The 12,131-nt window shown below is 43.6% G+C and carries 13 protein-coding genes; 12 read left to right on the forward strand and 1 reads right to left on the reverse strand.

Going from position 1 to position 12,131, the window contains the following annotated elements; translation table 11 throughout:
- The first annotated feature begins 147 nt into the window (after positions 1-147).
- From Q8J82_RS05760 to Q8J82_RS05785, 6 genes are all read left to right on the forward strand, one after another.
- Positions 148-1,653 carry an ABC transporter substrate-binding protein gene (locus Q8J82_RS05760; protein WP_370868621.1) on the forward strand — a complete coding sequence of 502 codons (1,506 nt, stop codon included), beginning with the start codon at positions 148-150 and terminating at the stop codon, positions 1,651-1,653.
- Positions 1,643-2,122 carry a L,D-transpeptidase gene (locus Q8J82_RS05765; RefSeq protein WP_304890609.1) on the forward strand — a complete coding sequence of 160 codons (480 nt, stop codon included), beginning with the start codon at positions 1,643-1,645 and terminating at the stop codon, positions 2,120-2,122. Before Q8J82_RS05760 ends, Q8J82_RS05765 begins: the two co-directional genes overlap by 11 nt.
- A 15-nt stretch (positions 2,123-2,137) precedes the next feature.
- A complete protein-coding gene (gene nikB, locus Q8J82_RS05770) occupies positions 2,138-3,049 on the forward strand; it encodes a nickel ABC transporter permease (RefSeq protein WP_304890610.1) in 912 nt (303 codons plus the stop codon).
- A gap of 2 nt (positions 3,050-3,051) precedes the next feature.
- A complete protein-coding gene (locus Q8J82_RS05775) occupies positions 3,052-3,846 on the forward strand; it encodes an ABC transporter permease (RefSeq protein ID WP_305327921.1) in 795 nt (264 codons plus the stop codon).
- A gap of 33 nt (positions 3,847-3,879) precedes the next feature.
- Positions 3,880-4,926 (forward strand): beta-N-acetylhexosaminidase, encoded by a 1,047-nt coding sequence (gene nagZ, locus Q8J82_RS05780; RefSeq protein WP_305327922.1) that lies wholly within the window; start codon positions 3,880-3,882, stop codon positions 4,924-4,926.
- A gap of 137 nt (positions 4,927-5,063) precedes the next feature.
- Positions 5,064-5,756 (forward strand): Bax inhibitor-1/YccA family protein, encoded by a 693-nt coding sequence (locus tag Q8J82_RS05785; protein WP_304890613.1) that lies wholly within the window; start codon positions 5,064-5,066, stop codon positions 5,754-5,756.
- A gap of 218 nt (positions 5,757-5,974) precedes the next feature.
- Here the strand turns inward: Q8J82_RS05785 and Q8J82_RS05790 are convergent, their stop codons facing one another.
- Entirely contained in the window at positions 5,975-6,973 is a 999-nt protein-coding gene (locus Q8J82_RS05790; RefSeq protein ID WP_304890470.1) for a polyprenyl synthetase family protein, read from the reverse strand.
- A gap of 211 nt (positions 6,974-7,184) precedes the next feature.
- Here Q8J82_RS05790 and rplU point away from each other — a divergent pair, with 211 nt between their 5' ends.
- From rplU to Q8J82_RS05820, 6 genes are all read left to right on the forward strand, one after another.
- Positions 7,185-7,550 carry a 50S ribosomal protein L21 gene (gene rplU / locus Q8J82_RS05795; RefSeq protein ID WP_013147230.1) on the forward strand — a complete coding sequence of 122 codons (366 nt, stop codon included), beginning with the start codon at positions 7,185-7,187 and terminating at the stop codon, positions 7,548-7,550.
- Between the two features lie 33 nt (positions 7,551-7,583).
- On the forward strand, positions 7,584-7,844 hold the full coding sequence (gene rpmA / locus Q8J82_RS05800) for a 50S ribosomal protein L27 (RefSeq protein WP_304890471.1): 261 nt from the start codon (positions 7,584-7,586) through the stop codon (positions 7,842-7,844).
- Positions 7,845-8,022: 178 nt separating this feature from the next.
- Positions 8,023-9,111, forward strand: coding sequence for an Obg family GTPase CgtA (gene cgtA / locus Q8J82_RS05805; RefSeq protein ID WP_305327923.1), 1,089 nt, complete (start codon positions 8,023-8,025; stop codon positions 9,109-9,111).
- A 1-nt stretch (position 9,112) separates the two neighbouring features.
- Positions 9,113-10,261, forward strand: coding sequence for a glutamate 5-kinase (gene proB / locus Q8J82_RS05810; RefSeq protein ID WP_305327924.1), 1,149 nt, complete (start codon positions 9,113-9,115; stop codon positions 10,259-10,261).
- Between the two features lie 74 nt (positions 10,262-10,335).
- Entirely contained in the window at positions 10,336-10,833 is a 498-nt protein-coding gene (purE, locus tag Q8J82_RS05815) for a 5-(carboxyamino)imidazole ribonucleotide mutase (RefSeq protein ID WP_304890474.1), read from the forward strand.
- 58 nt (positions 10,834-10,891) lie between these two features.
- Positions 10,892-12,073 carry a 5-(carboxyamino)imidazole ribonucleotide synthase gene (locus Q8J82_RS05820; protein WP_304890475.1) on the forward strand — a complete coding sequence of 394 codons (1,182 nt, stop codon included), beginning with the start codon at positions 10,892-10,894 and terminating at the stop codon, positions 12,071-12,073.
- The last annotated feature ends 58 nt before the right edge of the window (positions 12,074-12,131 follow it).

Below are 12,131 nucleotides of genomic sequence, written 5' to 3' on the forward strand. Positions count from 1 at the left end.
TCACAAGTCACTCAGAAAACGTAATTTCTGGGGATATTCCTGCTTCCTGAGTATTTAACATTTCAGCAATGCTAAATATTCAGGAATGTTAAATAATCAGCTAGTCCAATCGTATAGCCAGTTCATAATCTAGTAAAATCCGATGCTATGAATGTATTGAATTTTTTAGCTAGATTTAGCATCAGTTTGTTGTTTGTTGCTACTAGTGCCTGCCATCAGCAAAACGCCAGTACTCAAGCTAACCACGAAATTGTGTTTGCTATTGGTCAAATGCCGCTTAATCTAGACCCGCGCTACGCCACAGATGCGGCTTCAGAACGGGTTAATCGGCTGGTATATCAAAGTTTAGTAGATTTTGACGCACAATCAAAACCTTCTGCTAGCCTTGCTACGTGGGTACAAATCAGTGCTACCGAATACCGTTTTACCCTTAACAAAAATCGTGCGTCATTTCACAACTTAGCACCACTGACAGCTAATGATGTAAAAGCAACCTATGATTCGCTTGTGACGCTCAAAGATTCACCTAATAAGGCAGAGTTCAGCAATGTTAAAAATATTATGGTGATAGACAATGACACTGTAGTATTTCAGTTAAATCAATCGGATAGCCACTTTCCAGATAAGCTGATTATCGGCATTTTGCCAGCAGAACTGATAGAAAGTAATCATGATTTTTCGCACGCGCCAATAGGCAATGGTCCATTGAAATTTGTGGCTTGGCAAAACAAATTAACGTTGCAGAGAATAAAAGATAATCAGACCATTAGTTTGATTGAAGTAAAAGACCCAACGGTGCGTGTGCTAAAACTGCTGCATGGTGAGGTGGATTTGTTGCAAGGCGAATTGCCGCCAGAGCTTGTGAAATATCTGCAAACCAAACCTGAAATTAGCCTGCAAACTAGCCCAGGGGCTAATTTTTCATACCTTGGTTTGAATTTTAAAGACCCTGTTCTGCAAAAAATCAAGGTCAGGCAAGCAATTGCACATGCTATAAATCGCAAGCAAATCATTGAAAAGGCGATGATTCAGCATAGCCGTGAAGCGAATATGATTTTGCCGCCAGAACACTACACTAATCAGACAGTTAGTCCAGAAGCTGAAAGTCAGCAGGTAATAACTGATGACTACAACCCGGCTTTAGCCAGGCAACTGTTAATAGAAGCGGGTGTAGAGCTGCCACTAAAACTTGTGTATAAAACTTCCACAGACGCCCAGCGCGTGCGCTTTGCCACTATCATGCAAGCGCAAATGCAGCCTGCCGGTATAGAGCTTGAGATTCGCAGTTTAGATTGGGGTACGTTTTTTGAGGATGTAAAGCAAGGTAATTTTCAATTATATGGGCTCACTTGGGTAGGCATAAAAACGCCTGAGATTTATGCAAAAGCGTTTGGCTCGCAAAATATTCCGCCCAATGGATTTAACCGGGGAAGATATGCTGATGCTGAATTAGATAAATTGCTTGCAGATGAAAACTGGCAAGCAGCTACGGCACGAATTCACAAGCAACTACCTTATATTCCGCTTTGGTATGAAGGGCAGTTCGTGGCTATGCGTAAAAGCATTAAAAATTACTCGCCTAAACCTGATGGAAATTGGGACGATTTAGCGACTATTAAAAGGTCGGCTACAATAAGCAATTATGCACATTGAAATTTCCATATCAAACCAAACCCTGGCGCTTTTCGATAACTTCGGTGGTGTAAAGGCCAGATACAGTGTTTCAACCGCAGCTAATGGCGTAGGTTGCGAAAAAAATAGCGGCTGTACGCCACTAGGTGAGCATATTATTCGGGCTAAGATTGGCAAAGATGCCGAGCCGAATACTGTGTTTGTCGGGCGCAGGCCAACAGGTGAAATCTGCACGCCTGAATTAATGTCAGAATTTACGGAACGTGACTGGATTTTAACGCGTATTTTATGGCTTTCAGGTAAAGAAATTGGCAAGAATCGTTTAGGTAATGTCGATACCATGCAGCGTTATATTTATATTCACGGTACGCCAGATGACATGGAAATAGGCAAGATTGGTTCGCACGGCTGTATTCGGATGCGTAATGCAGATGTGATAACACTATTTGATTTGGTGGATGTTGGCACGCCTGTGGTGATTGTTGAATGATGGGGTGCTTTAGCCGTGCTTAAGCATTTATTCAATACCGTGATCGTCGTCTTTGGCGTGCTTGTGCTCACTTTTCTACTGATTCACCTGGTACCTGGGGACCCCGTTGAAGTAATGTTAGGTGAGTCTGCTAGTATGGCAGACCGCGCGCAATTACGTGCTGATTTAGGATTGGATCAGCCACTCATTCAGCAGTTTGGCAGCTATCTGGCTAAGTTGTCGCACGGCGACTTTGGCCGCTCGATTCACACCCAAACGCCGATTATCGAGCTTATTAAAACGCGTTATCCAGCCACGTTAAAACTTGCAGCATTATCACTATTGATTGGCATGTGCATAGGGATTCCGCTGGGCATATACGCAGCTTTAAAGGCGAATCATTGGCAAGATTTAGTAGTAACGCTAGTCAGTGTGCGCTTATCCGCGATGCCCGCTTTTTGGTTAGGGCCTATGCTGATGTTGATTTTTGCGGTTTGGCTGGGTTGGTTGCCTGTAAGCGGTATGGAATCAAATACGTCGATAATCTTACCTGCTTTAACTTTGGGTTTTGGTTTAAGCGCGATACTCACGCGTATGACGCGCACCAGTTTGCTTGAGGTGTTGAATGACGACTATATTCGCACCGCACGTGCCAAGGGCTTAAGCGAACGCACCGTAATTTTACGTCACGCTTTACGTGCTGCATTGTTACCAATTATCACCATTGTTGGCTTGCAAATGGGGAGTTTACTGGCGGGTACCGTGATTACTGAAACGATTTTTAGCTGGGATGGTATTGGGCGGTTGTTGGTAGAAAGTATAGAAAAGCGCGATTACCCTATAACGCAATCTTGTGTGCTAATTGTGGCTTTGAGTTATGTGTTAGTGAATTTGCTGACAGATAGTCTTTACAGGTTTGCTGACCCGCGCGTGAAGTTTGCTAGTTAGTGATGACGAAAAATATTTCTTTTGTAATTATCATGTTTTGGCTAATCGCTGTGGTTGCTGGCCGGCTGTTACAATTAAATCCTAACCTGATTGATTTAAATGCTATTTTAAATGCACCTGGTACCGCTTATTTGCTAGGTGCAGATGATTTAGGACGCAGCATTTTGGCTAGGCTATTGCGTGGTGTTGAAGTGTCATTTTTTGTGGCTATCGTGGTGACTGGCATTACTATGTTTGTCGGCGTATTTGTAGGCTTAGTTGCCGGGTTTTATGGCGGGAAAATTGACCGGATTTTGATGCAGATTACCGATATTTTTTTAGCGTTTCCCGGCATTTTGCTCGCTATCGCTTTTTCTGCGGTGCTAGGCCCAGGGTTAGTTAATTTGATGATTGCATTGAGCATGACTGGCTGGGTGAGCTACGCGCGCCTTACGCGCGGGCAGGCGCTAGGATTGCGTAATCGCCAGCATGTACTTGCGGCAGAATCGCTAGGTGCAAGTGTACCTCGAATGATATTTCAGCATATATTGCCATTGTTAGCGTCAGTTTTAGTGGTAGAGGCTACTTATAGTTTAGCCAGTGTGATGATTGCCGAGGCGAGCCTGTCGTTTTTAGGGCTGGGCATACAAAGTCCTGATGCTTCATGGGGCGCAATGCTCCGCGATGGTGTGCGATACATGCTTTTTGCTCCGCATTATGTGTTGATAGTAGGCTTAAGTTTGATGAGTTTGATATTAGCGATTAACCTGGGCGGTGACTCTTTGCGTGATAGGCTGGACGTTAGAACAGAAAAGTAAGAAATTAAATATAAATATGATTAAAGGTAAAGCATGAGTCTAGGTCCTATTATGTTGGATGTTGTTGGGTCAGTATTAACAGCGGAAGATATACGTCGTTTACAGCACCCTCTGGTGGGTGGTGTAATTTTATTTAAACGCAACTATGAAAACAACGCACAATTAGACGCACTGACAGCCAGCATCCATGCGGTTCGCCAGCCACCCCTTTTGATTGCAGTAGATCATGAAGGTGGCCGCGTACAACGTTTTAGAGAAGGATTCACTAAAATTCCACCCATGCGTGAGTTTGGTAAAATTTGGGATATCAATCCTAAAAAAGCAAAGGAATTAGCCACAGAAGCTGGCTGGATTTTAGCTGCAGAATTACGTGCGCATGGCATAGATTTTAGTTTCACGCCAGTGCTGGATATGGATTACGGCGATAGCCTGGTCATTGGCGATAGGGCATTTCACCTTAATCCACGGGCGATTAATGATCTGGCATTTGCGCTCATGCAAGGACTTAAAAAAGGCGGCATGGCCGCCGTGGGCAAGCATTTTCCCGGGCATGGTTTTGTGGTGGCAGACTCGCATGTGAGCATGCCTATTGATGACAGAGAGTTTGACCAAATTGCGCAACACGACATGCAGCCTTTTAGAATGCTGATAGACGACGGCATACAAGCCATCATGCCTGCGCATGTCATCTATCCCAAAGTGGATGACATGCCTGCTGGATTTTCATCACGCTGGTTGCAGAAAATATTGCGTGAACGCTTGGGCTTTAATGGCGTGATTTTTAGCGATGATTTAAGTATGGAAGCCGCCACTGCGGGCGGTGATGTGACTGCACGGGCTTTAGCTGCGCTGAATGCAGGTTGTGACATGGTATTGCTGTGTAACCAACCGGCAATGGTGGATGAGTTATTGGCAAATCTTAAATGGACAATTTCAGCGCAAAGCATTGCAAGGCTCGCGCGTATGCATGGGCACAAACACCCGCCGAGTTTAGATGCCTTGCACGAGAGTGCTGAGTTTGTAAAAGCGGTGCATCAGGTAGCGTTGGTTGGAAAGGCCGAAGGCGAGTTATTTGCCTAATGATGGGATGGGATGCAGGCGATCAACGACTTAATTACACGCATTTGGACTGTTTACAATTTTCTACTTGAAACTTTTCAGCTTAGACGCTATCTTACACACATTGCCTTTTGGCAAAATTTTATGAGGGTATAACAATGTTAGATAATATTCAGGTATTAGGCCGCGAAGGCTCATTACAAGCCACACAAAACAAAGTGTTGCGTAACACCTACGCGATGCTTGGTATGACCATGATTCCAACCGTGATTGGCGCAATGGTCGGCATCAATATGAATTTTGCATGGATGATGGCTACTAGCCCGATTATGCTGTTTGTAGGCATACTTGCTACCGTCTACGGTATGACTTGGCTGATCGCTAAAAATGCGAACAATGCCACAGGTGTTTGGTTGCTGTTTGGCTTTACTTTTATTATGGGTTTGCTATTAGGTCCGATTTTACAACATGCTTTAAATTTAAGTAATGGCGGGCAGTTGATAGGTTTGGCTGCAGGCGGTACGGCGATTTCTTTCTTAACGCTAGCGGCGATTGGGTCAAACACCAAACGTGATTTTAGTTTTATGGGTAAGTTTTTAACCATAGGCATTGTGATGGTGATTGTAGCCATGCTGGCGAATTTCTTCTTTCAGATTCCAGCATTGTCATTGACTATTTCAGCGGTTGTAGTGATGTTGATGGCTGGTTTTATTCTGTATGAAATCAACCAAATTGTGCGTGGTGGCCAAACTAATTACATTATGGCTACATTGAGTATCTATATTAGCTTGCATAATATGTTTACACATTTATTAAGCTTACTTATGTCGTTAATGGGTAGTAATGACTAATTAGTTTAGTAGAGTATTAAATAAAAAAACCCGCGTTTGCGGGTTTTTTTATTGGAGACCTTTGCAAAAGTATTTATTGCGGCAAATTACTGCGTTGCGCGGTACTCGCAACCTCGCTGTACACCGCGTACTATCTCGGTTTCTGTGTTCCGTGCGCCTTGTACTTTATCCACACTAAACACTTTTGCAAAGGTCTCTTGGAGTGGTTTTTTAGTGATTTAATAACTCCGAGTCACTGCAAAATCAGCTAGAGCCATCAGCGCACGTTTGAAGCTAGATTCTGCAAAGTGTGCAATTGCCGCGCAGGCTGAGTCCGATTCCTTAGTTGCAACTTTACGCACATGTTGAAGTGCGCCAGTTTGTTCAACCACGCTTAATACCGTGGATAAATCATCTAAGCCACCATGTTCAATGGCCCGCTTGATTGTCTCGGCTTCTGTTGCCGTGCCATGGCGCATTGCATAAAGCAACGGTAGAGTAGGCTTGCCTTCGCTTAAATCATCACCAAGGTTTTTTCCTATTTCAAGCACATTGCCGCTTAAATCCAGCACGTCATCAATCAGTTGAAATGCAGTGCCTATATGCATACCGTATTTACTTAGTGCCTCTTCGTCTGCTGGCGTTGCCTCACCGACGATCGCCCCCAAGCGCGTTGCAGCTTCAAATAGTTTGGCAGTTTTATAGTGAATCACTTGCAGGTAGGCCTCATCGGTAATGTCCGCGTTATGGACATTCAATAGCTGCAAAACTTCACCTTCTGCAATGATATTCGTTGCGTTGCTTAACACTTCCATCACGCGCATATTTTGCACAGCCACCATCATTTGAAATGCGCGTGAATATACAAAATCACCTACCAAGACGCTTGCGGCATTGCCAAAAAGTGCATTGGCGGTATTTTTCCCACGACGTTTTGCGGATTCATCTACTACATCATCATGCAACAAAGTGGCGGTATGAATAAATTCTACTACCGCAGCTAGCTGGTGGTGCTCAGGCTTGATTTTGCCGAATAGTCCTGCAGAAAGTAAAACCAGCATGGGGCGCAAACGCTTTCCGCCACTATTGATAATGTAATGAGCGACTTGATTCACTAAGGCGACTTCAGAGTGAAGTGAATTCTGAATTACTGCATTCACCGCTTGAATATCAGCCGCGATGCAAGATTGTATGATGTCTAATGCTGTGGTGCTTGGTAGAGTGTTGCTTTGCGTCACGATAGTAAGCCTTAAAAAGTAGCGAATATTTTAGCACAGTCAGTTTTTATGGTTGGTATCAAGGTCAACAGTTCGCGTATAAATAGTAAGATAATCGCTTATTCACCCATGCACAGCATTTTTTTGAAATTGCTTGCGATTATGGTTTGCTTTGCAACATTATTTGCGTATAATGCCGAGTTCTTTAGAAAGCGTAATTTAAGGCTCAATCATGTATGCAGTAATCAAAACTGGTGGTAAGCAATATCGCGTAATTTCAGGCGAAAGATTAAAAGTTGAAAAATTAGAAGTTGAAGTTGGCGGTACAGTTACGCTAGATCAAATTTTAATGGTTTCAGATGGCGACAATACGACCATTGGTTCACCAATCATTAATGGCGCAACTGTTAAAGCAACCGTGCTTTCACATGGTCGTGGTGACAAAGTGATGATTTTCAAATTCCGCCGTCGTAAACATTATCGTAAAACACAAGGCCATCGCCAAAGTTTTACTGAAATTCAAATCGGTGAAATCTTAGCTGCGGGTCAAGCTGCTGCAAAGCCAGCAAAAGCCAAAGCTGCTAAAGCTGCAGAATAATTGAAGCAATCAATAAGACTTAAGGATTAAATCATGGCACACAAAAAAGCAGGCGGTAGTTCACGTAACGGTCGCGACTCACACGCACAACGACTAGGTGTTAAAGCATTTGGCGAGCAAGTTGTTTCAGCAGGTAGCATTATCGTGCGTCAGCGTGGTACAAAAATGCATGCTGGCGAAAATGTTGGCATGGGCAAAGATCATACATTGTATGCAAAAGCAGAAGGTAAAGTATCTTTTGCCATTAAAGGCGCATTAAAACGCCATACTGTAAGCATTATTGTTGCAGCTTAAGTTAGAATAACTTTATTAAAGCCTCATCGTTTGATGGGGCTTTTTTATTTGGTAAACTCTAGCCAGAATGTTTCTTCAGTTCACGCATTCTCGCTAGTCTTTGGTATTTCATAAAAATTACCTACAAAACAAAATCCTGCGCGATAATTACGCAAATTGACGAAACATTCTGGCAAATATGAAATTCATAGACGAAGCAACAATTAAAATATATGCAGGCGACGGTGGTAACGGTGTTGCTACGTTTCGTCGTGAAAAATACGAACCTATGGGCGGCCCAAGCGGCGGTGACGGTGGTCGTGGTGGTTCTATCATTATAGAGGCAGACCGTAACATCAATACCTTGGTAGATTATCGCTATACCCGCACTTTTAGAGCGCAACGCGGCGAAAATGGCCGTAGTGCAGAGTGTTATGGCGCAAAAGGTGATGACATGCTGTTGCGTGTACCAGTAGGCACAGTGATTTCAGATAAAGCCAGTGGGCAAATGCTGGTCGATTTAAATGATCATGGCCAACGCGCACAAATGGCGTCTGGTGGTAAGGGCGGTTTGGGTAATGTGCATTTTAAATCCAGCTTAAACCGCGCACCACGTCAATGTACCAAAGGTGACCTGGGCGAAGAGCTTGAGCTTTATTTGGAGCTGAAAGTATTGGCTGACGTAGGTTTGCTTGGTATGCCAAACGCTGGTAAATCAACATTTATTCGATCCGTTTCTGCTGCAAAACCTAAAGTCGCCGATTACCCATTTACAACATTGCATCCAAATTTAGGTGTGGTACGTGTGGATACCGAACGTAGTTTCGTTATTGCTGATATACCCGGCATCATTGAGGGTGCTGCAGAGGGCGCTGGTTTAGGCCATCAATTCTTGCGCCATCTGCAACGTACTTCATTATTGCTACATTTGGTAGATATTGCGCCGTATGATGAAACTGTTGACCCAGTTCACGAGGCAAAAGCTATTGTTGAAGAGCTGAGAAAATATGATGAATCGCTTTATGAGAAGCCGCGCTGGCTGGTTCTGAATAAAATTGACATGCTGCCGGAGCCGGAAAAAGTTGTAAAACAATTCGTTAAAGATTACGGCTGGAAAGGTCGCGTATTCGCGATTTCAGCAATCAGCGGTATTGGATGTAAAGAGCTTACTTATGCAATTATGCAGCATATCGAAGAAAATAAACAAATGGAACAGGATGCTTTAGCAGATACAGGTTTGTTGAATGAAGGTGCAGCAAGTATAACTGTGACAAAAAAAGACGTTTAAAATGACCGTTTTTGAATCTAAATCGCCAGCATTTAAATCTCTGTTGCTTGATGCAAAAGTAATCGTGGTTAAAGTTGGCTCCAGCCTTGTTACTAATAATGGTAATGGTTTGGATCAAACAGCCATTGCTGAATGGGCATCACAAATTTCTGTTTTAGTGCAACAAGGTAAGCAGATTGTATTAGTTTCAAGCGGTGCAGTGGCTGAAGGCATGCAGCGGTTGGGTTGGAAAAAACGTCCAATTGCCGTCAATGAGTTGCAAGCAGCCGCAGCTGTGGGTCAAATGGGCCTGGTGCAGATGTACGAAAGTTGCTTTAGTCAGCATCAATTACACACTGCACAAGTGTTGCTTACGCATGATGATCTAGCCGATAGGAAGCGCTACCTCAATGCACGTAGTACTTTACGTACCTTGCTGGATTTGAAAGTGATACCAATCATCAATGAAAACGACACTGTTGTGACTGATGAAATCCGGTTTGGCGATAATGATACATTAGGTTCGCTGGTGGCGAATTTAATCGAGGCGGATACTTTGGTGATTTTAACTGATCAGCAGGGTCTTTATTCTGCCGATCCACGCAAAGATAAAGACGCGAAATTTATACAGCATGCTACCGCCGGCGATGTTGCCTTGGAGCAAATGGCAGGTGGTGCGGGTAGTAATGTAGGCACCGGAGGCATGTTAACCAAGATACTTGCTGCTAAACGTGCTGCTCGCAGTGGCGCAAATACAGTCATCGCGTCAGGCCGTGAAAAAGATGTATTAGTACGATTAAGTGCTGGTGAAGTGATTGGTACACATTTGCAAACAACTGAAATGAAAACAGCCGCACGTAAGCAATGGCTTGCGGATCACCTGCAGCTGCGTGGCAAGTTAACTTTAGATGCAGGTGCAGTTAAAGTGATTAAACAAGATGGAAAAAGCTTATTGCCCATCGGGGTTACTGCAATTGAAGGCGACTTTGAGCGTGGTGAAGTAGTTGCCTGTTGTGATTCAGATGGCTTAGAGATAGCACGTGGCTTAGTTAATTATTCAGCCAACGAAGCTTCCAGAATTATGCGTAAACCGAGTAAAGAGATTGAAAGTATATTAGGCTATATTGAAGAAGCCGAGTTGATACATAGAGATAATCTCGTATTACTGTAAAAGTGCTGTTGTAACAAAGCTTATATTTCTATTTTTTGTGTGCTTGATGTAAAAGAATAACAGAAGGAATATCGATGAATAAACAACCTTTGGTCGCAATTATTATGGGGTCAGATAGTGACTGGCCTATCATGAAGGCTGCCGCACAAATGCTGGCTGACTTTGATGTTGCATATACTGCGGAAGTGGTTTCAGCGCATCGCACTCCAGACTTAATGTTTAGTTTCGCAGAAACTGCCGCAAGCAAAGGTTATCAAGTGATTATTGCAGGCGCTGGCGGCGCAGCGCATTTGCCAGGTATGGTTGCGGCCAAGACTACATTGCCGGTATTGGGCGTACCTGTCCCGTCTAAGCATTTGCAAGGTCAGGACTCCTTACTTTCCATCGTGCAGATGCCAAAAGGTATTCCAGTGGCTACATTTGCCATAGGTGAAGCGGGTGCTGCGAATGCAGGTTTATTTGCCGCTGCAATATTAGCTAATCATGATGAGGGTCTGGCACACAAATTAGCTGAATTCCGCACCAAACAGGCAGATAAAGTAAAGTTGATGGCATTAAGCGACAAGCCTTAATGTTGGTTGTTAGCCGATAATAAATAGAGATTAACCTAAATTTAATAGCATTTAATATATGAACCATAATATACATGACCAAATTCCTGTAATTTTGCCACCTGCCATGCTGGGCATGCTCGGAGGCGGTCAATTGGGGCGTTTTTTTGTGATTGCCGCACATGAAATGGGTTACAAGGTAACGGTGTTGGACCCTGATACTAATAGCCCGGCAGGTAAAATTGCGGATGTACATATATGTGCTGCATTTGATGACAAGGCTGCACTATTAAAACTAGCCAATACTTGCGAGGCAATCAGCACTGAATTTGAAAATGTTCCTGCAGATTCACTGTCTTTTCTGGCAGAAACTAAGCCTGTTCGACCAAGTGCATATAGTGTGGCTATTGCGCAGCATCGGGTCAGTGAAAAAAACTTTCTTAAACATGCTGGCTTGCCAGTTGCACCATTTGAAGTTATCAATGAAGTTGAGGACTTGCCGGTAGATGATAGTGAAATTTACCCTGCGATTTTAAAAGTAGCGCGCTTTGGCTACGATGGTAAAGGTCAAGTAAGAGTTAAAAATCAGCATGAAGCGCAATTAGCCTTTATGCAATTTGAGCGTGAGGAGTGTGTGCTGGAAAAAATGCTGAAACTTGATTATGAGGTTTCAGTAGTGCTGGCACGCGATGTGCATGGTAACGTGGCAACATACCCGACATCAGAAAATAGTCATCTAAACGGTATTTTAGATGTTTCTATTGCCCCTGCGCGTGGTCGCGATGCAATCAGTCATCAAGCGCAAAAGCTGGCGATTCTTGTAGCAGAAAAGTTGGCTTATACTGGCGTATTAGGGGTAGAGTTTTTTGTATGCAATGGCGAGTTATTGGTGAATGAAATGGCGCCAAGACCGCATAATTCTGGTCATTATACGATAGACGCATGCGTGACGAATCAGTTTGAGCAGCAAGTGCGCGCAATGACTGGTTTGCCATTAGGAAGCGCAAGACAGCATAGTTCTGCGGTGATGGTGAATTTATTGGGTGATATTTGGCCCGCGGACGTTACGGCGGCACCCATACAATTGCAGCCTGAATGGCAACATGCATTGAATAACCCGCAACTTAAAATGCACTTGTACGGTAAACAGGAGGCGCGCTCAGGTCGAAAAATGGGTCATTTCACAGTAATCAACGTAAGTCGCGATGAGGCCATTAAACAAGCGATGCAGATACGAACTGATTTAAATATCGGAGAGTAGTGTTTATATTAAGTTTAGCCAATATTAACGTTAGTTCACATCAGCAATTGCCAATGAA

The sequence above is a fragment of the Methylotenera sp. genome (genome assembly GCF_030684185.1).
GTDB lineage: Bacteria > Pseudomonadota > Gammaproteobacteria > Burkholderiales > Methylophilaceae > Methylotenera.